This is a genomic window from Streptomyces sp. E-08, from assembly GCF_049913095.1.
Classification (GTDB): domain Bacteria; phylum Actinomycetota; class Actinomycetes; order Streptomycetales; family Streptomycetaceae; genus Streptomyces.
In genome coordinates, this window is sequence record NZ_CP183971.1 from 1,630,351 (window position 1) to 1,651,469 (window position 21,119).

General features: G+C 71.7%; 18 protein-coding genes and 1 riboswitch. Of the genes, 7 read left to right on the forward strand and 11 right to left on the reverse strand.

The genetic code is table 11. The features are described from left to right. Window positions 1–14: 14 nt before the first annotated feature. The 5 genes from ribH to ribD are packed head-to-tail and all read right to left on the reverse strand — an operon-like array spanning window position 15 to window position 4,122. Window positions 15–500, reverse strand: coding sequence for a 6,7-dimethyl-8-ribityllumazine synthase (gene ribH / locus ACN9MM_RS07400; RefSeq protein WP_024760819.1), 486 nt, complete (start codon window positions 498–500; stop codon window positions 15–17). Window positions 501–531: 31 nt separating this feature from the next. Then, window positions 532–1,809, reverse strand: coding sequence for a bifunctional 3,4-dihydroxy-2-butanone-4-phosphate synthase/GTP cyclohydrolase II (locus ACN9MM_RS07405; protein ID WP_383667489.1), 1,278 nt, complete (start codon window positions 1,807–1,809; stop codon window positions 532–534). Further along, on the reverse strand, window positions 1,806–2,441 hold the full coding sequence (locus ACN9MM_RS07410) for a nicotinamide mononucleotide transporter family protein (protein ID WP_426362893.1): 636 nt from the start codon (window positions 2,439–2,441) through the stop codon (window positions 1,806–1,808). The genes ACN9MM_RS07405 and ACN9MM_RS07410 overlap by 4 nt, the downstream gene beginning before the upstream one ends. Continuing rightward, a complete protein-coding gene (locus ACN9MM_RS07415) occupies window positions 2,438–3,046 on the reverse strand; it encodes a riboflavin synthase (protein ID WP_426362894.1) in 609 nt (202 codons plus the stop codon). Before ACN9MM_RS07415 ends, ACN9MM_RS07410 begins: the two co-directional genes overlap by 4 nt. 2 nt (window positions 3,047–3,048) lie before the next feature. Beyond that, entirely contained in the window at window positions 3,049–4,122 is a 1,074-nt protein-coding gene (gene ribD, locus ACN9MM_RS07420; RefSeq protein WP_426362895.1) for a bifunctional diaminohydroxyphosphoribosylaminopyrimidine deaminase/5-amino-6-(5-phosphoribosylamino)uracil reductase RibD, read from the reverse strand. Window positions 4,123–4,298: 176 nt separating this feature from the next. Beyond that, window positions 4,299–4,429, reverse strand: a riboswitch (FMN riboswitch). A 243-nt stretch (window positions 4,430–4,672) separates the two neighbouring features. Here ribD and ACN9MM_RS07425 point away from each other — a divergent pair. Next, window positions 4,673–7,042: a chitinase C-terminal domain-containing protein gene (locus ACN9MM_RS07425; protein WP_426362896.1), complete on the forward strand. Its 2,370-nt coding sequence runs from the start codon at window positions 4,673–4,675 to the stop codon at window positions 7,040–7,042. A 210-nt stretch (window positions 7,043–7,252) separates the two neighbouring features. Next, the gene (locus tag ACN9MM_RS07430; protein WP_426362897.1) at window positions 7,253–7,993 is read left to right on the forward strand and encodes an SDR family oxidoreductase; all 741 of its coding nucleotides are present in this window, start codon (window positions 7,253–7,255) and stop codon (window positions 7,991–7,993) included. Window positions 7,994–8,058: 65 nt separating this feature from the next. Here ACN9MM_RS07430 and ACN9MM_RS07435 read toward each other — a convergent pair whose 3' ends face one another. Further along, on the reverse strand, window positions 8,059–9,183 hold the full coding sequence (locus tag ACN9MM_RS07435; RefSeq protein ID WP_426362898.1) for an ROK family transcriptional regulator: 1,125 nt from the start codon (window positions 9,181–9,183) through the stop codon (window positions 8,059–8,061). Between the two features lie 108 nt (window positions 9,184–9,291). On the opposite strand from ACN9MM_RS07435, the gene ACN9MM_RS07440 reads away from it, so the two are divergent. The 3 genes from ACN9MM_RS07440 to ACN9MM_RS07450 all read left to right on the forward strand — a co-directional run bounded on the left by ACN9MM_RS07440 (window position 9,292) and on the right by ACN9MM_RS07450 (window position 12,795). Next, a complete protein-coding gene (locus tag ACN9MM_RS07440; protein WP_426362899.1) occupies window positions 9,292–10,506 on the forward strand; it encodes an MFS transporter in 1,215 nt (404 codons plus the stop codon). Window positions 10,507–10,607: 101 nt separating this feature from the next. Beyond that, complete coding sequence (locus ACN9MM_RS07445; protein ID WP_426362900.1) at window positions 10,608–12,002, forward strand: uracil-xanthine permease family protein; 1,395 nt, start codon at window positions 10,608–10,610, stop codon at window positions 12,000–12,002. A gap of 73 nt (window positions 12,003–12,075) precedes the next feature. Then, on the forward strand, window positions 12,076–12,795 hold the full coding sequence (locus ACN9MM_RS07450; protein WP_426362901.1) for a DUF5995 family protein: 720 nt from the start codon (window positions 12,076–12,078) through the stop codon (window positions 12,793–12,795). Between the two features lie 6 nt (window positions 12,796–12,801). Here ACN9MM_RS07450 and ACN9MM_RS07455 read toward each other — a convergent pair whose 3' ends face one another. Next, on the reverse strand, window positions 12,802–14,499 hold the full coding sequence (locus ACN9MM_RS07455) for a flavin monoamine oxidase family protein (RefSeq protein WP_426362902.1): 1,698 nt from the start codon (window positions 14,497–14,499) through the stop codon (window positions 12,802–12,804). Between the two features lie 67 nt (window positions 14,500–14,566). Beyond that, window positions 14,567–15,373: a carbon-nitrogen hydrolase family protein gene (locus tag ACN9MM_RS07460; RefSeq protein WP_426362903.1), complete on the reverse strand. Its 807-nt coding sequence runs from the start codon at window positions 15,371–15,373 to the stop codon at window positions 14,567–14,569. A 286-nt stretch (window positions 15,374–15,659) separates the two neighbouring features. On the opposite strand from ACN9MM_RS07460, the gene ACN9MM_RS07465 reads away from it, so the two are divergent. Next, window positions 15,660–16,214 (forward strand): Repetin, encoded by a 555-nt coding sequence (locus ACN9MM_RS07465; protein ID WP_426362904.1) that lies wholly within the window; start codon window positions 15,660–15,662, stop codon window positions 16,212–16,214. 78 nt (window positions 16,215–16,292) lie between these two features. On the opposite strand, the gene ACN9MM_RS07470 is transcribed toward ACN9MM_RS07465, so the two are convergent. Next, complete coding sequence (locus ACN9MM_RS07470) at window positions 16,293–16,748, reverse strand: Lrp/AsnC family transcriptional regulator (protein ID WP_015032260.1); 456 nt, start codon at window positions 16,746–16,748, stop codon at window positions 16,293–16,295. 10 nt (window positions 16,749–16,758) lie between these two features. Then, a complete protein-coding gene (locus ACN9MM_RS07475) occupies window positions 16,759–18,222 on the reverse strand; it encodes an amino acid permease (RefSeq protein WP_426362905.1) in 1,464 nt (487 codons plus the stop codon). A gap of 288 nt (window positions 18,223–18,510) precedes the next feature. On the opposite strand from ACN9MM_RS07475, the gene ACN9MM_RS07480 reads away from it, so the two are divergent. Further along, a complete protein-coding gene (locus ACN9MM_RS07480; RefSeq protein WP_426362906.1) occupies window positions 18,511–19,560 on the forward strand; it encodes a GDSL-type esterase/lipase family protein in 1,050 nt (349 codons plus the stop codon). A 101-nt stretch (window positions 19,561–19,661) separates the two neighbouring features. On the opposite strand, the gene ACN9MM_RS07485 is transcribed toward ACN9MM_RS07480, so the two are convergent. Further along, window positions 19,662–21,104: a GuaB1 family IMP dehydrogenase-related protein gene (locus ACN9MM_RS07485; RefSeq protein WP_426362907.1), complete on the reverse strand. Its 1,443-nt coding sequence runs from the start codon at window positions 21,102–21,104 to the stop codon at window positions 19,662–19,664. Window positions 21,105–21,119 lie beyond the last annotated feature (15 nt).

A 21,119-nucleotide genomic window follows, 5' to 3' on the forward strand; every position in this document is an offset into this window, starting at 1 on the left:
TAAGGGGCGCGCACTCAGCGCCAGGGTTCGCTGACCGTGCGCAGCGTGGTGGCGGTGGCGACGGCGGCGGTGACCGCTTCGTGGCCCTTGTCCTCGGAGGATCCCTCGAGGCCGGCCCGGTCGAGCGCCTGCTCCTCGTTGTCGACGGTGAGGACACCGAATCCGACGGGTACGCCGGTGTCGATCGAGACCTGGGTGAGGCCGTGGGTGACGCCCTGGCACACGTACTCGAAGTGCGGCGTTCCGCCGCGGATGACGACGCCGAGCGCCACGATGGCATCGTAGCCGCGACCGGCGAGTACCTTCGCCACGACCGGGAGCTCGAAGCTGCCGGGGACGCGCAGCAGCGTCGGCTCGTCGATGCCCAGCTCGCTGAGGGCGCGCAGGGCGCCGTCGACGAGACCGTCCATGATCTTCTCGTGCCACTGCGCCGCGATGACCGCCACCCGGAGGTCGCCGCAGTTCTTCACGCTGAGGACGGGTGCGCCCTTGCCGCTCATGTCTCTCCTAGCCGATTTCGTACGTACGTGATTACTGGTTGCCGCAGGTGGAGGCCGGGGAGCCGTCCAGCCAGGGCAGGTCGTGGCCCATCCGGTCCCGCTTGGTGCGCAGGTACCGGAGGTTGTGCTCGCCGGCCTGGACCGGCATGGGCTCGCGGCCCTCGACCCTCAGGCCGTACCGGCTGAGGGCGTCGATCTTGTCGGGGTTGTTGGTCATCAGGCGCAGGCTGCGGACGCCGAGGTCGCCGAGGATCTGCGCGCCGGCCGCGTAGTCGCGGGCGTCGGCGGGCAGCCCGAGCTCCAGGTTGGCGTCGAGGGTGTCGCGGCCGCGCTCCTGGAGCTCGTACGCGCGCAGCTTGGACAGCAGGCCGATGCCCCGGCCCTCGTGGCCCCGCAGGTAGACGACGACGCCGCGTCCGGCCTCGGTGATCCGGTCCATGGACGCCTGCAGCTGGGGGCCGCAGTCGCAGCGCAGGGAGTGGAAGATGTCGCCGGTCAGGCACTCGGAGTGGACCCGGACGAGGACGTCCTCGCCGTCGCCGATCTCGCCGTGCACGAGCGCGACGTGCTCGACGCCGTCGACGGTGGAGCGGTAGCCGTACGCGGTGAACTCGCCGTGCGCGGTGGGCAGGTGGACCTCGGCCTCGCGGCGGACGGTCGGCTCGGCGGAGCGCCGGTAGGCGATCAGGTCCTCGATGGAGATGATCGTCAGGCCGTGCTTGCGGGCGAAGGGGACCAGCTCGGGCAGGCGCAGCATCACGCCGTCCTCGCCGGCGATCTCGACGATCGCGCCGGCCGGGCGCAGGCCGGCGAGGCGGGCGAGGTCGACGGCGGCCTCGGTGTGTCCGTTGCGGACGAGGACGCCGCCGGGCTTGGCGCGCAGCGGGAAGATGTGGCCGGGGCGCACGAAGTCGGAGGGCTCGTGGTTGCCGGAGGCGAGCATCCGCAGGGTGGTGGCGCGGTCCGCGGCGGAGATGCCGGTGGTGACGCCGTGGGCGGAGGACGCGTCGACGGAGACGGTGAAGGCCGTGCGCATCGACTCGGTGTTGTGCGCGACCATCTGCGGGAGTTCGAGGCGCTCCAGCTCCTCGTCCTCCATGGGGGCGCAGATGAGGCCGCGGCACTCGCTCATCATGAAGGCGACGATCTCGGGGGTGGCCTTCTCGGCGGCGATGACGAGGTCGCCCTCGTTCTCGCGGTCCTCGTCGTCGACGACGACGACGGGACGCCCGGCGGCGATGTCGCGGATGGCCTGCTCGACGGGGTCGAGGGCGAGGTCGGTGGCGTCCCAGAGGGGATGGGCGCTCATGCGTGGGCTCCTTCCAGGACGGTGGTGCTGCGGGAGCGCAGCCACCAGTCGCGCATGCCCCACAGGACGAGCGCGCCGTAGATGACGTAGACGAAGCCGGAGAAGGCGTAACCGTTGGCGAAGTTCAGCGGGACGCCGACCAGGTCGACGAGCAGCCAGGCGAACCAGAACTCGACCATGCCCCGGGCCTGGGCGTACATGGCCACGACGGTGCCCACGAAGATGTAGGCGTCGGGCCAGGGGTCCCAGGACAGGTTCGGGAAGGCCTCGAAGAGCAGGGCCACGGCGACGGTGCCGACGGCGGCCGCGGCGACCATGCCGGCCCGCTCGGCCCAGGAGGCGAAGCGCACGGCGATCTGGCCGTCCGCGCCCTCTCCCTTGCGGCGCTGCCACTGCCACCAGCCGTAGAGCGCCACGAGCATGACGACGACCTGCTTGCCGGCGCTGCCGGCCAGGTGACCGTAGAAGGCGCCGAAGAGGATGAGGCCGGCGAGGAACTGCACGGGCCAGGTCCAGACGGAGCGGCGCCAGCCGAGGGTGAGGGCGGCGAGTCCGAAGATGTTGCCGATCATGTCGGACCAGATGATCTTCTGGTCGAGGACGGTGAACGCCTCGGAGTTGAGCCAGTTCACTTCTCGTTCTCCTTGGCGTCGGTGCCGAGCAGCCGCTCGACGTACTTGGCGATGACGTCCACTTCGAGGTTGACCGGGGCGCCGGGCTGCTTGATGCCGAGCGTGGTCAGGTCGAGGGTGGTCGGGATGAGGCTGATGGTGAACCAGTCGTCGGCGACCTCGACGACGGTGAGGCTGACGCCGTCGACCGTGATCGAGCCCTTCTCGACGACGTAGCGGGAGAGGTGGGCGGGCAGGCCGACCTTGACGAGCTCCCAGTGCTCGGAGGGGGTCCGCTCCAGGATCATGCCGGTGCCGTCGACGTGGCCCTGCACGATGTGGCCGCCGAGGCGGCCGCCGACGGCCATGGGCCGCTCCAGGTTGACCCGGGAGCCGGTCTCCAGGGCGCCGAGGCTGGACCGCTTGAGGGTCTCGGCCATGACGTCGGCGGTGAACTCGCCGTCGCCGAACTCGACGACCGTGAGACAGACACCGTTGACGGCGATGGAGTCGCCGTGCTGGGCGCCTTCCGTGACCAGGGGGCCGCGCAGCCGGAAGCGGGAGGCGTCCTCCAGCTGTTCGACGGCGACGACCTCGCCCAGTTCTTCGACGATTCCGGTGAACACGGTCAGGCTCCCTTGAGGGTGGCGGTGATGCGGAGGTCGGATCCGATGCGCGCGGTCTCGGTGATGTCGAGCCGCAACGCTTCGGTGAGGGTGGTGATTCCGGCGTCGGCGAGGGCGGTGGGGCCCGCGCCGAGGAGGACCGGGGCGAGGTAGCCGACGACCTGGTCGACGGCTCCCGCGGCGATGAAGGCGCCCGCGAGGGTGGGGCCGCCTTCGAGGAGGATCGAGCGGACACCGCGCGCGTGCAGGGCGTCCAGGAGGGCGGGGACGGCGACGCCGCGCTCGGCCCTGGGGAGCCGTACGACGTCCGTGAGCGTGGTCTCGGCGTCCTCGGCGATTGCGATCAGGGTGGGTGCGGCCTCGTCGAGTACCCGGGCGCCGGGCTTGACGGCGGTCGCCTCGGTGTCGACGACGACCCGGAGCGGCTGGACCGCGCCCTCGACGCCCCGTACGGCCAGGTGGGGGTCGTCGGTGCGGGCGGTGCCGGAGCCGACGACGACGGCGTCGGCCTCGGCGCGCAGCCGGTGGACGTCGGCGCGGGACTCGGCGGAGCTGATCCAGCGGGAGGTGCCGTCGGCGGCGGCGATCCGGCCGTCGAGGGTGGCGGCGTACTTCCAGCGGACGAAGGGGCGGCCCCGGCGCACGGAGGTGAGCCAGGCGATGTTGCCGGCCTCGGCCTCGTCGGCGAGGAGCCCCTGGGAGACCTCGATCCCGGCGGCGCGGAGGGTGTCGGCACCGCCCGTGGCCTGCGGGTTCGGGTCGCCGACCGCGTACACGACCCGACTGATCCCGGCCTCGATCAGGGCCTGCGCGCAGGGACCGGTGCGGCCGGTGTGGTTGCAGGGTTCGAGGGTGACGTAGGCCGTGCCGCCGCGGGCCAGGACGCCGGCCGCGCGCAGGGCGTGGACCTCGGCGTGGTGGCCGCCTGCGCGCTGGTGGAAGCCTTCGCCGACCTGGTGGCCCGAGGCGTCGGTGATGACGCACCCGACGACCGGGTTGGGGCTGGTGGCGCCGAGTCCGCGTGCGGCGAGCGCGACGGCGCGTCGCATGGCGGTGGTGTCGGCCTGCTGGGCCACCGGGTCCTCCTGCCTCTTCGGGCACGGACTCCGGGGCCTGTCGATGACGACAGAGAGCGGGTAGGACGCCTCGCACAGGGTGCGCCGAGGCCACGGTCCAGCGGGTACGCCGATCGAGGACGACACGGCGACCAGCGGACGTACGGCCGGCACACCCCTGAAAGGGGTCACACCCGCCGCGCACTGCCTCCCATCCGGACTTTCACCGTCGGTCCAGGAATCTCACCTGGTCAACCGGCCGCTGGCTTGCGGACGGGTCGCGGACTATACCGCCGGTTCGGAATTACACCGACCCCGGAGTGCGCTGCTGCTGATACAGGGCCAGTGTGCCACGGCTCGCACGAGGCGATATGGCCGGAACCCTGTGGGCTGGCTCACAGAATCCCACAGAAGCCCTCTTTGGTCCAGACCTATTGACGCACTGGTCTAGTCCTCTTAATCTCCGAGTCACCTCCGAGGTAACGGTCCGTCGGCGTGCGCACTCCACGGGCCCAACACGACCCACCCCCTTGTTCGTTGTGTTCCATAGCCTCCCCAGGAGGAACCGATCGTGTTGTCCCCCACGACGAAAAGAGCCTCGCTGCTCGCGTCCGGCGCGGCCGTCGCCGGGCTGCTGCTCAGCTCGCTCTCCGGCGGCGTCTCGTACGCGGCCGACAACGAGTCCTGTCGCCCCGACGGGCTCTACAAGACCCCGGGCGTCGACGTCCCGTACTGCTCGGTCTACGACACCGAGGGCCGCGAGAAGATGGGCGCGGACCACCAGCGCCGGGTCATCGGCTACTTCACCGGCTGGCGCACCGGCAAGAACGGCCAGCCCGCGTACCTGGCCAAGGACATCCCGTGGGACAAGATCACCCACATCAACTACGCCTTCGGCCACATCGGCGGCGACAACAAGCTCTCCGTGGGCACGGACGGTCCGGACAACGCGGCCACCGGGATGACCTGGCCCGGCGTCGCCGGTGCCGAGATGGACCCCTCGTACTCCTACAAGGGCCACTTCAACCTGCTCAACAAGTTCAAGAAGCAGCACCCGAACGTCAAGACGCTGATCTCGGTCGGCGGCTGGGCGGAGACCGGCGGCTACTTCGCGGACAACGGCGACCGGGTGAACTCCGGCGGCTTCTACTCGATGGCCACCAACGCCGACGGTTCGGTCAACCAGGCCGGGATCGACACCTTCGCCGCGTCGTCCGTCGACTTCATCCGCAAGTACGGCTTCAACGGCGTCGACATCGACTACGAGTACCCGACGACCATGAAGGACGCCGGGAACCCGCTCGACTGGCAGCTCGCCAACGCGCGCCGCGCCGGACTCGTCCAGGGCTACGCCGCCCTCATGAAGTCCCTCCGCGAGAAGCTGGACGTGGCGGGCGCCGCCGACGGCAAGCACTACCTGCTGACCGTCGCCGCCCCCTCCTCCGGCTACCTGCTGCGCGGCATGGAGACCTTCCAGATGCAGAAGTATCTGGACTACGTCAACATCATGTCCTACGACCTGCACGGCGCCTGGAACGAGTACGTCGGCCCCAACGCCTCGCTCTTCGACGACGGCAAGGACGGCGAGCTCGCCGCGGCCAACGTCTACGGCTCGTCGCAGTACGGGAGCATCGGCTACCTCAACACCGACTGGGCGTACCACTACTTCCGCGGCTCCATGCCGGCCGGCCGGATCAACATCGGCCTGCCCTACTACACCCGCGGCCACAAGAACGTGCAGGGCGGCACCGACGGTCTGTGGGGCAAGGCCTCCGCGACCACCTGCCCGGCCGGCGCCGGCCTGACCAAGTGCGGCGACGGCGCCACCGGCATCGACAACCTCTGGCACGACAAGGACACCAACGGTGTCGAGTCGCCCGCCGGCTCCAACCCGATGTGGCACGCCAAGAACCTCGAGAAGGGGATCGTCGGCGACTACGTCACCCAGTACGGCTTCCCGGCGAACACCACCCTGACCGGCACCTACGCCCGCAAGTACGACTCGACCCTGGTCGCGCCGTGGCTGTGGAACGCGCAGAAGAAGGTCTTCCTCTCCACCGAGGACGAGCAGTCCGTGGGCGCGAAGGCCGACTACGTGGTCGACCGCGGCATCGGCGGCACGATGGTCTGGGAGATGGCCGGCGACTACGCCTGGAACGCCACGAAGGGCCAGTACGAGATGGGCTCGACGCTCACCTCGCTGATGTACGACAAGTTCAAGGCGGCCACCCCGTACGGCGCGAAGAAGTCCAACAAGGCGCTGCCGACCCAGGCCGTGAAGATCGACACCCAGTTCACCGAGTTCAAGCTGGGCGACTCGAACTACCCGATCACGCCGAAGATCAAGATCACCAACAACACGGCGACGGCGCTCCCCGGCGGCACGGAGTTCCAGTTCGACTACGGCACCTCGGCCCCGGCCAACGCCTCCGATCAGTCGGGCTTCGGCACGAAGGTCATCAGCAGCGACCACACGGGCTCGAACGTGGGCGGCCTGAAGGGCGACTTCCACCGCGTCTCCCTGAAGCTCCCGGCCTGGCAGTCGCTGGCCCCCGGCGCGACGGTCGACCTGGCCTTCAACTACTACCTGCCGGTGTCCACCCCCTCCAACTGGACGGTGAACATCAACGGCACGACGTACGCCCTCGCCGGTGACCTGGCGCGCGGCACGACGGTCGTGGAGCCGGGCACCACCACCCCGCCCACCACGCCCCCGACCACGCCGCCCACCACCCCGCCGACGACTCCCCCGACCACGCCTCCGACGACGCCGCCCACCACGGGCTGCACCGCCCCGGCGTACGTGGCCGGCACGGTCTACAACGCGGGCAACGAGGTCTCCCACAAGGGCAAGAAGTGGAAGGCCCAGTGGTGGACGCAGAACGAGGAGCCGGGCACGACCGGCGACTGGGGCGTCTGGAAGGACCTCGGCACCTGCTGACGCACCCCGTCCGCTGAACCCCCGGCGGCGGACACTCACGGCCCTTGCCCACCGCCGGGCCCCACCGCGCCGCGCCCCCCTGTCCGGGGCGCGGCGCGGTCACGTTCGCGGTCGGGTTCGCGGTCGGGTTTCGCGGTCGGGTTTCGCGGTCGGGCTTCGCGGGTCACGTCCGCGGTCGCGCTCCCGTTCCCGGGCCGTCAGGCTGAACACATGAGCACGATCCTGGTGACCGGCGGCACGGGGACGCTCGGACGGCCCGTCTGCGAGCGGCTGCGCGCGGACGGCCACGAGGTGCGGGTGCTCAGCCGGCACTCACCGCCGTACGCCGTCGACCTGCGGCAGGGCGGACCGCTCCTCGACCGGGCGGTCGACGGGGTGGACGCGGTCGTCCACTGCAGCAACATCCTCCGCGGCGACAAGGAGGCCGCCCGTCTCCTGATCGCCGCCGCGCGGCGGGCCCGGGTACCGCACCTGCTGTACATCTCGATCGTCGGCGTCGACCGGGTCCCCCTCGGCTACTACCGGACCAAGTACGCCGTGGAGCGCATGATCGGCACCTCCGGCCTCCCCTGGACCCTGCTGCGCGCCACCCAGTTCCACGACCTGGTCCTGCAGCTGCTCCAGGGCCTCGCGAAGCCGCCCGTGATGCTGCTGCCCAAGGACGTCCGGGACCAGCCGCTGGAGGTCACGGAGGCCGCCGCGCGCCTCGCCGAACTGGCCGTACGGCCTCCGGCGGGCCGGGTGGAGGACATGGGCGGCCCGGAGATCCGCACCTTCACGGAGCTGGCCCACGCCTATCTGCGGGCGACCGGGCGCCGGCGCCGCCTCGTGGAGGTGCCGCTGCCCGGCCGCGTCTACCAGGGGCTGCGCCACGGACGCCATCTCGCGCCGGAGCAGGCGGTGGGCCGGGTGACGTTCGAGGAGTTCCTCGCGCAACGCTTCCCGCGCTGAGGGACGCCAGGCCCTGTCGTCAGACTCCCGTCGTCGCCCGGCAGGCGGGAGTCTGACGACAGGGCCTAGGGGAACAGCTCCTCCTGTGCCGCGTCCCGTGCTCTGAGCAGGGCGCCGCGGAGGACCGCGGCGTCGCCCAGGGCGGTGGGGCGGACCTCTGTGCGCAGGGGGGACAGTGCGGCGAGTTCGGCCTCCACGCGCGCGGCGAGGCCGTGGCCGCCCTGGTGGCCGGTCTCCCCGGCGAGGACCACGCAGCCCGGGTCCAGGACGGAGACGACGGCGGCGGCGCCGACGGCGAGGCGGCGGGCGAGGGCGTCGAGGAAGGGACCGTGGTCCGAGGCGAGCGCGCCGGCCGGGTCGAGGCCGTGGGCGGCGGCGAGGGTGCCGACGGCCGCCGCGCAGGCCAGCTCGTGGAAGCCGCCGTCGCAGCCGGTGGCCGAGGGCAGTCCGGAGGTGCCGGGGACCGGCAGGAAGCCGATCTCCCCCGCGCCGCCGGAGGCCCCCCGGCGCAGGCGTCCGTCGAGGACGACGGCGGCGCCGACGCCCTGGCCGAGCCAGAGCAGGACGAAGTCCTCGCGGTCGCGGGCCGCGCCCTCGCGCAGTTCGGCGACGGCGGCGAGGTTGGTCTCGTTCTCGACGAGGACGTGGGCGGGCAGCCGTTCCTGGAGGACGCCGACGAGCCTGCGGTGCCAGGCGGGCAGTCCCGAGGAGTCGCGCAGTTCGCCGGTGGCGGGGTCGATGAGTCCGGGGGCGCCGACGGCGACGGTGTGCAGCCGGTCGGCGCCGGCCTCCTTCACGGTCCGCTCCAGGAGCGCGACCGCCTTCTCGACCGCGGGCCCCGTGCCGTGGTCGTCGCCGACGGGGACGGTGGCCTCGGCGAGCGTGGCGCCGAGGAGGTCGGCGACGGTGACGGAGACGGAGCGGGTCCGCACGTCGAGGGCGGCGAGGTGGGCGCGGTCGGCGACGATCCCGTACAGCTTGGCGTTGGGTCCGCGGCGCTCGGCCCCGGCCTCGCCGACGACGTGGACGAGGCCCGAGCCCTGGAGCCGCTCGACGAGGTCGGCGACGGTCGGGCGGGAGAGTCCGGTGAGCGTCTTGAGCTGCGTGGCCGTCAACGGGCCTTCGTCCTGGAGCAGTCGCAGGGCGAACCGGTCGTTGATGGCTCGTGCGGTGCTCGGGGATGCGGCCATGCGGCGATCCTCTCAGACGCGCGGGGGGCGGGACTCCCTTCCGCGGACTATTTATCAGGCAGGGTTCCTGATAGTTTACGCGGCACACCACGACCACAGGGAGGGCCCATGGCGGCGGAGACCGTCACCAGCACCGATCGCCTCCGGCGGGCGCGCTTCGCGGTCGCCGCCGTCTTCTGCGTCCACGGCGCCGTCACCGGCAGCTTCGCGACCCGGATCCCCTGGATCCAGGAGCACGCGGGCGTCAGCGCGGGTCAGCTCGGCCTCGCCCTCGCCTTCCCCGCGCTCGGCGCCTCCCTGGCGATGCCCCTGGCCGGGGCCGTCTCGCACCGCTTCGGCGCCCGCACGGCGCTGCGCGGCCTGCTCGCCCTGTGGACCCTCTCGCTCACGCTGCCCTCGCTCGCCCCGAACTTCTGGGGTCTCGGCGGCGCCCTCTTCGTCTACGGGGCGACCGCGGGCATGTCCGACGTGGCGATGAACGCGCTCGGCGTCGAGACCGAGAACCGGCTCGGCAAGTCCATCATGTCGAGCCTGCACGGCATGTGGAGTGTGGGCGCGCTGCTCGGCTCCGCCGCCGGCACGGTCGCCGCCCACCTCGGCGGCGACGCCCGGCTCCACCACCTGGTCGCGGCCCTCGTGCTCACCGCGCTCGGCCTGGTCTTCTGCCAGGGCGTGCTGGACGTCCGCAGCACCCCGGAGGAGGAGCCGCCGCCGCGCTTCTCGCTGCCGCCGAAGTCGGCACTGGTCATCGGCGCGATCGGCTTCTGCGGGGTGTTCGCGGAGGGCGCCAGCCTCGACTGGTCGGCCGTCTACCTCCGGGACGAGCTGGGCAGCCCGGCGGGGCTCGCGGCCGCCTCCACGACCGCCTTCGCGCTGACGATGGCGGTGGCACGGCTGGCCGGCGACCGGGTGGTGGACCGCTTCGGCGCGGTCCGTACGGTACGGGTCGGGGGCGCCGCCGCCACCCTCGGCGGGGTCCTGGTGGTCCTCGCCCCGCACGCCGCGGTCGCGATGGCTGGATTCGGTCTGATCGGACTCGGGATCGCGGTCGTCGTCCCGCTGGCGTTCGCCGCGGCCGGGCGCAGCGGCCCGAACCCGAGCCAGGCCATCGCGGGCGTCGCCACCATCACCTACACCTCGGGGCTCATCGCCCCCTCGGCGATCGGCGGCATCGCCGACGCGACCTCGCTGGTCTTCTCCTTCGGCCTGGTCACCCTGCTCGCCCTGGGCCTGGTGTTCGGCGCGGGCGTGCTCAGGACCGGCGGGCGGGAGACGGCCCCGGCCGCGCCCGAGCGCGCGAAGAGCGCGGGCCCGGTCGGGTAGACCGGCCGCCCGAGATCTCCGGCCGGCGGCGGCGCATACCATGTGGCTGATCTTTTGCGGTCACGACGCGGCCGCCGGAACCGGAGAACGGGAGCGACCTCATGAACCTCGGCGTGCGCTGGACCTTGCACGGCGACGGGAGAACACCCGCTCCGGGAGCCGTCGTCCGCCCGGACGAGCGGCTCTCCTGGCCCCGCACGGTCGGCCTCGGCGCCCAGCACGTCGTCGCCATGTTCGGCGCGTCCTTCGTCGCCCCGGTCCTCATGGGCCTGGACCCGAACCTCGCGATCATGATGTCCGGTGTCGCGACCGCGATCTTCCTGCTCGCGACCCGCGGCACCGTCCCGTCCTACCTGGGCTGCTCGCTCTCCTTCGTCGGCGTCGCCGCCGCGATCCGGGCCTCCGGCGGCACCAGCGCCACCGTGACCGGCGCGGTCCTCGTCGTGGGCGCGGTGCTCTTCCTCGCCGGTCTCGCGGTCCGGAAGTTCGGCGCGCGGATCATCCACGCGGCGATGCCGCCGATCGTGACCGGCGCGGTCGTCATGCTGATCGGCTTCAACCTGGCGCCGGTCACCGCCTCGACGTACTGGCCGCAGGACCAGTGGACGGCCCTGCTGGTGATGCTGTTCACCGGCCTGGCCGTGGTCTGCCTGCGCGGGTTCTGGTCCCGCATCGCGATCTTCCTCGGCCTGGTCTTCGGCTACGCCATCTCCTGGATCTTCGACCTCGTCTTCGGCAGGATCCACTCGATGTCCCCCTCCGGCCAGGTCACCGACCACTGGCGGCTCGACCTCTCCGGCGTCACCCAGGCCGACTGGATCGGCCTGCCGTCCTTCCACGGCCCCAGCTTCGAGTGGTCCGCGATCCTGGTCGCGCTGCCCGTGGTCATCGCCCTGATCGCGGAGAACGCCGGGCACGTCAAGGCCGTCGGCGAGATGACCGGCCACAACCTGGACGACCAGCTCGGCACCGCGATCGCCGCCGACGGCGCCGCCTCGGTGCTGTCGACGGCCGTCGGCGGCCCGCCGAACACCACGTACTCCGAGAACATCGGCGTCATGGCCGCCACCCGCGTCTACTCGACCGCCGCCTACTGGGCCGCCGCGGGCTTCGCGCTGCTCTTCGGCCTCTGCCCCAAGTTCGGCGCGGTGGTCGCCGCGATCCCCGGCGGCGTCCTCGGCGGCATCACCGTGATCCTGTACGGCATGATCGGCCTGCTCGGCGCCCAGATCTGGATCAACGCCAAGGTCGACCTGCGCAACCCGCTCAACCTGGTCCCGGCCGCCGCCGGCATCATCATCGGCGTCGGCGGCGTGAAGCTGACCTTCACCGACACGTTCGAGCTGGGCGGCATCGCGCTGGGCACGATCGTCGTCATCACCGGCTACCACGTGCTGCGGGCCTTCGCCCCGGCCCACCTCAAGACCCAGGAACCGCTCCTGGACTCCGGCACCAGCTCGTACGAGACGGGCGCGGACGACGTGTCGAAGAACTGAGTGATTCGCCCGTTCTGGGTAAGCCGGGCCCGATGAGTTCCCTCCCGGGCCCGGCGGCTGGGAGCCTGCCCCCATGGCGCAGACCCAGCAGCTCGGGCAGCAGATCGGACCGCGCATCGGCCAGTTCGTCGCGGTCGACCCCGTGGTGGACCGGATGCGGGCGCTCCGCTCGGCCTGGCATCCGGCCGACGGAGTCGCCGTCTTCAACCGGGTCTATCTGACGGTCACCGAGGAGATCGGCCACGCCATCGAGGCGGGCACCTTCGCCGACCGGCGGGCCGCCGCCACCCTCGACGTCCGGTTCGCCGAGCGGTACCTCGCCGCGGTCGACGCCGCCACCACAGGCCGCCCCGCGCCCGCCTGCTGGCGGCCCCTCTTCCACTACCGGCGCCATCCCGGCGTACGGCCGCTGCAGTTCGCGCTCGCCGGGATCAACGCGCACATCGGCCACGACCTGGCGCTCGCCGTCGTCGACGCCTGCCGGATCCTGGAGTGCGCCCCGGCCGACCTGGAGGACGAGTTCGACCGGGTCGGCGACATCCTCGTCCTCCTGGAGGAGCGCATCCGGGAGGAACTGATGCCGGGCCCGGACCTCCTGGAGGTCGCGGACCCGCTGACGCATCTGCTCGGCTGCTGGAGCCTGGACCGGGCCCGCGACGGGGCCTGGCTCGCCGCCCGCTCGCTGTGGCAGCTGCGGCGGCTGCCCGACCTGGCCGAGGAGTTCACCGAACGCCTCGACCGGTCGGTGGGCCTGGTGGGGCGGATGCTGCTCACGCCCCTGACCAGGCCCTGACGGGGATCAGTCCTCCGGCAGCTCGACCGGGGCGATCTCGTCGTACACGTCGCCCGGACCCGGGTTGGTGCCGTCGGTGGCGCCGCCGAAGTGGTGCATCACGCCCCAGACCGCGTTGAGCGCCGTCTGCACCGCGCCCTCGGCCCAGCCGGCCGTCCAGGAGATGTCGTCGCCGGCGAGGAAGATGCCCCGCTTGTCCTCGGGCAGCCGGTCCTGCATGAAGTGCGTGAACAGGCGGCGCTGGTAGCGGTAGTGGCCCGGCAGGTTCGCCTTGAAGGCGCCCATGAAGAAGGGCTCGTTCTCCCAGGAGACCGTCACCGGGTTGCCGATGATGTGCTTCCGGATGTCGACCTTCGGGTAGATCTCGCCGAGCGACTTCAGCATGACCTCCATGCGCTCGTTCGCCGAGAGCGGCAGCCACTTCAGGCTGTCGTCGCACCAGGTGTACGAGAGGCAGATGACGGCCGGCTTGTCCGGGCCCTCGTCCAGGAGGTAGGTGCCGCGGGTCATCCGGTCGGTCAGCGTCATCGACATGACGTCCCGGCCGGTCTCCTCGTCCTTGTCCAGCCAGAAGGGCCGGTCCACGGGCACGAACAGCTTCGACGACTCCATGTAGTGGGTGCGCTCGATCGCCGTCCAGTGGTCGATCGGGAACAGCGAGTCGTCGCAGGCGATCTTGGACAGCAGCATCCAGGACTGGGCGGTGAAGATCGCCGCCTGGAACGTACGGATGTCGCCGGAGGCGTCGGTGACCGTGATCCGGTTGCCCGCGGTCCGGTTCAGCCGCGTCACGGCCGGCTTCGGGGAGCCCCCGTGCAGGGAGCTGAGCGAGGTGCCCGGCGCCCAGTGGACGATCTTCTCCGGCTCGCGCTCCCACAGGCGCAGCGGCAGCTGCTGGGAGCCGCCCACGATGCCGCGGTGGTGGTCGTCGGCCTCGGTGTAGACGACGCGGAGGATCTCCAGGATGGAGTTCGGGAAGTCGGTGTCCCAGCCGCCGGTGCCGAAGCCGACCTGGCCGAAGATCTCGCGGTGCCGGAAGGACTTGAAGGCCTCGGACTCGCAGAGGAAGCCGTAGAAGGTCTGGTTGTCGAGCTTCTCGACGAGCTTCGACCAGATCTCGCGGATGCGGGGGACGTCGCGCTCCCGCATGGCCTGGTTCATGTCGGAGAAGTCGGCGCCCTCGTCGAGACAGGCGTTCCACGCGTTCATCACGTCGCGGTAGACCTGCGGGAGGTCGTCGACGGTGGTGGCGTAGTGCGACTCGCCCTTGAGGTCGACGACGGTCGACGGGGTCGACTCGGCGAGCGGGTTCGGGAAGGGCCTCGTCTCCAGGCCGACCAGGTCGATGTAGTGCTGGAGCGCCGTCGAGGAGGGCGGGAAGCGCATGGCGCCCATCTCGGCGGTGAGCTCCTCGGTGCCGGTGCCCTCGAAGCCGACGGTCCGCAGCCGGCCGCCGATCTGGTCGGCCTCGTAGACGACGGGCTTGAGGCCCATCTTCATCAGCTCGTACGCGGCGATGATGCCGGAGAGCCCGCCGCCGATGACGGCGACCTCGGTGCCGTGCTCGGTGGCCGGTATCTGGCCGAGACCGGCCGGGTGGGCCAGGAAGTCGTCGTACGCGTACGGGAAGTCCGGACCGAACATGGTGATCGGCGGCTGGCCGTCGCTGTGGGGGACGGCGGTCGTGGGCACCGTGGACGTCATGGGGTACGGACTCCTTGCACGGAAAAAAGGGTGAGGCGGGGAGGCTGGGGGGCGGCGCGGGGCCGGTTCAGACGAGGGGGCCGTAGAGGCCCGGGCGCCGGTCGCGGAGGTAGGGGTTCTCCTCGCGGGAGGCCGCGAGGAAGGCCGGGTCGACGTCGCCGATGACGAGGTCCTCACCGCGCCCGGCACGGGCCCGGGGGGTGCCGTCGGGGCCGGCCAGGGTGGAGAGGCCGACGAACTCGAAGTCGCCCTCGGGGCCGGTCCGGTTGGCGTACGCGATGTAGAGCTGGTTCTCGAAGGCGCGGACCGGCACCACGGAGAGGGGCACGACCTCGGCGGGGTGCATGAGCGCGGTCGGTACGAGGAGGAGGTCCGTACCGGCCAGCGCGTGCGCCCGGACGTTCTCCGGGAACTCGACGTCGTAGCAGATCATCATGGAGACGGTGAGCCCGCCGAGCTCCGCCTGGACGACGGCCCGGTCACCGGGGGTGAACCACGTCAGCTCGAAGTCCCCGAAGAGGTGGGTCTTGCGGTACCGCACGAGCGGGACGCCGTCGGCGCCGATGAGCTGCGCGGAGTTGTAGAGCACGCCGTGCCGCTCGGTGTCCCGCTCCGGGTAGCCGTAGCCGACGGCCAGGCCGTGGCGCACGGCGATCGCCGCGACGGCGCGGGCGGAGGGGCCGTCGGCCGGCTCGGCCAGGCGCGCGATGTCGGCGCCGATGGCGTAGCCGGTGAGGAACAGCTCGGGGGCCAGCAGCACGCTCGCGCCGGCGGCCGCGGCGCGGGCGGCGGCCTCGTCGAGGACCTTGAGGTTGGCGGCCACGTCACCGAGCTCGCCGGAGCTCTGGAGCAGGGCGGTGCGCAGCGCGGGCATCGGCGATCCTCGGGGGTCGGGAGTTGAGGGGGAAGACGTCAAAAACGGTACGGTTTCGCACTCTCCCGGGACAAGGCGGCAGCGTTGCGGACCGACCGTCGAACCGTTGCGCGATCGACGGCCGGAGCGTCGATTCGTTGCGTACGGCTCCGCCCGGGGGCGTACGGCTTCCCCGCCGCGCGGCGGAGACGAGGACCGTCCTGCGGCGCGACGCCCGGGCACGGTCCGCGCGGAAGAGTGGTGGTCGTCCGGAAGACCCCCGGACGACCTGCCGAAAGGGACCACGATGAACCGCCGTACGAAGATCGTCGCCGTATCCGCCGCCGTTCTGCTGACCCTGGGGGCCGGGGGCGTCGCCGTCGCCTCGGGAGGGGACGGCGGGCACGGGGCCCACGGCGTCCGGGAGGCCGCCGCGCTGACCGGGACGGCCAAGCTCTACCGGCCGGCCGGGGACGACATCACGTTCAGCTTCGACGCGCACCTGGCGTCGAAGGACAACCAGGACCCGCAGGCCGCGACCGGCACCTTCCGCTTCAGCCACTACAAGGACGGGAAGGGCGGGTACGCGGTGGCGAAGGTCGACTGCCTCACCACGGGCGGCAAGGTGGCCGTGGTGACGGGCGAGGTGATCGAGACCGACGTGGACGCCTTCCGGAACAAGCGGGTCGGCGTCTCGGTGCACGACGACGGGAAGCACGACCGCCTGGGCTACAGCTGGGTCGGGCGCGACACGAACCTGGAGGTCCCGCCGTGCCTGAGCGCGGCGCCGTTCGAGAAGGTGCTGCCCGGCACCGGTGACTTCAAGGTGGTGCCCTGGCAGCTCGACTACCCGACCGAGTAGACCGCCCCACGGGGGTGGGCGGGGGCCGGTGCGGGAACCACGGCCCGCACCGGCCCGGCCGCCCGTGCCCCCGGGGGGTTACGCGGGCGAGCCCGAGGAGAAGCGCCGCAGCAGCGGCGAGAGAACCAGGACGGACTTGGTGCGCTCCACGAAGGGCTCGCCGGCGATGCGTTCCAGGACGCGTTCGAAGTGGCGCATGTCCGAGGCGAAGACCTGGACGACGGCGTCCGCGTCACCGGTGACGGTCGACGCGGACACCACCTCGGGGTACCGCTCCAGACCTCGCCGGATGTCGTCCGGCGAGGTGTTGTGGCGGCAGTAGATCTCGACGAACCCCTCGGTCTCCCAGCCGAGCGCCGCCGGGTCCACCCGTACGGTGAATCCGGTGATGGCGCCCTCGGCCCGGAGCCGGTCCACGCGCCGCTTCACGGCGGGCGCGGAGAGTCCGACGAGCGAGCCGATGTCGGCGTAGCTGCGGCGGGCGTCTTCCGCGAGGGCGTGGACGATGCGTTCGTCGAGGTCGTTGAGTCGCACTACGGGTGGATCACTTCTGTTCGGATGCCAGTCGGGAGCGGCGAATGCCGTACAGGAAGTAGAACACGAGCCCGGCGGCCATCCAGCAACCGAAGTACGTCCAGGTGATGGCGTCGAGGCCGAACATGTTGTAGACGCAGAAGCCCAGGCCGAGGATCGGGAAGACCGGCCCGAGGGCCACCTTGAAGGTGCGCGGCATGTCGGGGCGGGTGTAGCGGAGCACGATGACCGCGATGTTGACCAGGCCGAAGGCGAAGAGCGTCCCGATGCTGGTGGCGTCGACGAGCTTGAAGAGCGGGACGACCGAGGCCAGGACGGCGCAGAAGAGCGACACGATGACCGTGTTCACGCGCGGGGTACCGGTCTTGCCGCTGACCTTGCCGAAGACCTTGGGGACCAGGCCGTCGCGGGACATGGCGAAGAGGATGCGGGTCTGGCCGTAGAGCACGGTGAGGACGACGCTGGCGATGGAGATGACCGCGCCGGCGGCGAGCATCGTGCCCCAGAAGGTCTGGCCCGTGACGTCGTTCATGATCGCCGCGAGCGTGGCCTCGGAGCCCTCGAACTCCTTCCAGTCCCACGCCCCGACCGCGACGGCGGCGACCAGGACGTAGAGGACGGTGACGATGAGCAGCGAGAGCATGATCGCGCGGGGCAGGTCGCGCTTGGGGTTCTTCGCCTCTTCGCCGGCCGTGGAGGCGGCGTCGAAACCGATGTACGAGAAGAAGAGGCTGGCGCTCGCGGCGCCGACGCCGGTCATGCCGAGCGGCATGAAGTCCTTGTAGTTGCCGGACTTGAAGCCCATGAAGCCGATCGCGCAGAAGAGGGCGAGCGCGGCGATCTTCACCACGACCATGATCGTGTTGACCACGGCGGACTCGCGGGCGCCGCCGAGCAGGAAGACCATCGCGAGCAGAACGACGATCAGACCGGGCAGGTTGATGTAGCCGCCCTCGCCCGGGGCCGAGGAGAGCGCGTCGGGGATGGTGACGCCGATGGTCCCGTCGAGCAGCTCGTTCAGGTACTCGCCCCAGCCGACGGCCACGGCGGCGACGGAGACGCCGTACTCCAGGACCAGACACCAGCCGCAGACCCAGGCGACGAGTTCGCCCATCGTTGCGTACGCGTACGAGTACGAGGACCCCGCGACCGGGATGGAGCCCGCCAGCTCGGCGTACGAGAGCGCCGAGAACAGGGCCGTGAGGCCGGCGATGACGAAGGCGATCGTGACGGCGGGGCCGGCCTTCGGGACGGCGCCACCGAGGACGACGAAGATGCCCGTGCCGAGGGTGGCACCGATGCTGATCATGGTCAGCTGCCACATCGAGAGCGAGCGGCGAAGACTGCCGCCCTCACCCTGGCCACCCTCTTCGACCAGGCGTTCCACCGGCTTGCGCCGGACGAGTGCGGCGAGAGCGGAGGTCTTCGGGGTGGTCGAGTCGTCGACCGGCGGGGCTGCGCCTTGATCCAGCACTGCGGAGGCTCCTTATCGCTGCCTGTGGGGGCGGAGGCGACCGCGGCGGTACGAGGGCATGCCGAAGCAGGCCCACGGGGGACGGAAACCGCCGAGCAGGCGGTCGCCGCCACTCCTGGTACGGGGCACGAGCCTAAGGGGCGGAGGTTCGCAGTCGTAATGCAGGGTTGTTGCGCAGTGGCGGATGATCATTGCGCGCTTCGGGCACAGACGGGTGAACATTGCGCTCCCCCGCATGAATCGACACATCGGGGTGTGAACCGGCACGCGCACGCGTATGGACTCCTCATGCCCGATGACCGACGCTGCGAGCCCCTCACCGCCCCACGATCGGAGGCCCCGGTGCACTGGCTCGACCCGGCACCGTTCCTGCGCGGCACCGCCTGGCTGGACGGGGACCGGCCCGTCCGCGCCGATCCCGACGACCTCGAACGGCTGCCGTGGGACATCGCCGAGCGGGCCGCGCTGCCCATCGGCGTACGGATCGAGTTCACGGCCGCACCCGGCACGCGCGCGGTGGAGCTGCGCTACCGGGCGGCCGTCCCCGCGTCCGACGACCCCCTGCGCGCGCTGCGGCACTGCTTCGCGCTCTGGCAGGGCACGCGGCTCGTGGGCGAGACCTGCGCGGCTCCGGCGCGGGAAGCCGTCGTGAGGCTCCCGCTGCCTCCGTGCGGCGGTGAGTTCACCGTCCACCTCCCGGAGGGCCAGGCGCCCGTGCCGGTCGCCCTGCGGGCCGTCGGGGGCTTCCTACGCCCCGCCCCGGCCCGGCCCCGCTGGCTCGTCCACGGCGACTCCATCACCGAGGGCTGGTGGGCGACCCGCCCGGCCCACTCCTGGCCCGCCACGGCGGGACGGCTCCTCGGCCTCGACCCGGTGAACCTGGGGTACGCCGGCGGGGCCAGGGGCGAGCTGCCCCTCGCCGAGCACCTGGCGCGGCTCCCGGGCGATCTGATCACCCTCGCCTTCGGCACCAACTGCTGGTCCCGGGTGCCCGCCACGCCCGACTGGCTCTACGCGACCCTCCGCGCCTTCGTCGGCCTGGTCCGCCGGGGCCACCCGCAGACCCCGCTCCTGATCGTCTCGCCGGTCCTGCGGCCGGAGGCCGAACACACCCGCAACGCCCTCGGGGCCACGCTCACGGAGCTGCGCCGGGCGATGGAGAGGGCGGGACGGGACCTCGCCGCCGAGGGCGACCGGCACCTGAGCGTCCTCCCGGGCCGCCCACTGCTCGGCCCGGAACACCTCGCGGACGGGCTGCACCCGAACGACGCGGGGCACGCGCGGCTGGCTCGCGCGGTGACGGTGGCCCTCCGAGAGGTGTTCCCCCCGCCCGCCTGACGCCCCACGACGGGCCGGGGTGACCCCCCGACGGGCGCATGCCCACAACGGGCGTGGGCCCCGGGAGAGATCTCCCGGGGCCCACGCCGTACGGCAGGAGGCTAGCTCCAGCTGGCGTGCAGCGGCTTGCCCTCGGCGTAGCCGGCGGCGGACTGGATGCCGACCACCGACTTCTCCTCGAACTCGGCGAGCGACGCGGCACCCGCGTAGGTGCAGGAGGACCGCACGCCCGCGATGATCGAGTCGATCAGGTCCTCGACGCCCGGACGCTGCGGGTCGAGGAACATGCGCGAGGTCGAGATGCCCTCCTCGAACAGCGCCTTGCGGGCGCGGTCGTAGGAGGACTCGTCGGAGGTCCGGTTCCGGACGGCGCGGGCCGAGGCCATGCCGAAGGACTCCTTGTACGCGCGCCCCTTGGCGTCGTGCTGGAGGTCGCCCGGGGACTCGTACGTCCCGGCGAACCAGGAGCCGATCATCACGTTGGACGCGCCGGCGGCGAGCGCCATGGCGACGTCGCGCGGGTGACGGACACCGCCGTCGGCCCAGACGTGCTTGCCGTACTTCTTCGCCTCGGCGGCGCACTCCAGCACGGCGGAGAACTGCGGCCGGCCGACGCCGGTCATCATGCGGGTGGTGCACATGGCACCGGGGCCCACGCCGACCTTGATGATGTCGGCGCCCGCCTCGATGAGGTCCTTGACGCCCTCGGCGGCGACGATGTTGCCCGCGACGATCGGGACCTGCGGGTCGAGCGCCCGCACGGTGCGGATCGCGGAGATCATCGACTCCTGGTGGCCGTGCGCGGTGTCGATGACGAGCGTGTCGACGCCCGCGTCGAGGAGCTGCTTGGCCTTGCCGGCCACGTCGCCGTTGATGCCGACGGCCGCGGCGATCCGCAGGTGGCCGTTCTTGTCGACGGCCGGGCTGTAGAGGGTCGCGCGCAGGGCGCCCTTGCGGGTGAGGATGCCGACGAGCTTCCCGTCGGAGTCCACGGCCGGGGCGTAGCGGCGGTTGGCGGCGTCGAGGGTGTTGAAGGCCTCGCGCGGGTCGATGTCGGCGTCCAGGAGGAGCAGGTCCTTGGACATGACCTCGGACAGCTGGGTGAAGCGGTCCACGCCGGAGAGGTCCGCGTCGGTGACGACGCCCACCGGGCGGCGGTTCTCGTCGACGACGACACCGGCGTCGTGGGCGCGCTTCGGCAGCAGGGAGAGCGCGTCGGCGACCGTCTGGTGCGGCTCCAGGACGATCGGGGTGTCCAGCACGTGGTGGCGGCTCTTCACCCACGAGATGACGTCGGTGACGACCTCGATCGGGATGTCCTGCGGGATGACCACCAGGCCGCCGCGGCGGGCGACGGTCTCGGCCATCCGGCGGCCGGCGATGGCGGTCATGTTGGCGACGACGAGCGGGATGGTCGTCCCGGTCCCGTCGGGCGAGGAGAGGTCCACGGCCTGGCGGGAGCCGACGGCCGAGCGGCTCGGCACCATGAACACATCGTCGTACGTCAGGTCGTAGGGCGGCTTGACGTCATTGAGGAAACGCACGTGCTGACATCCCAG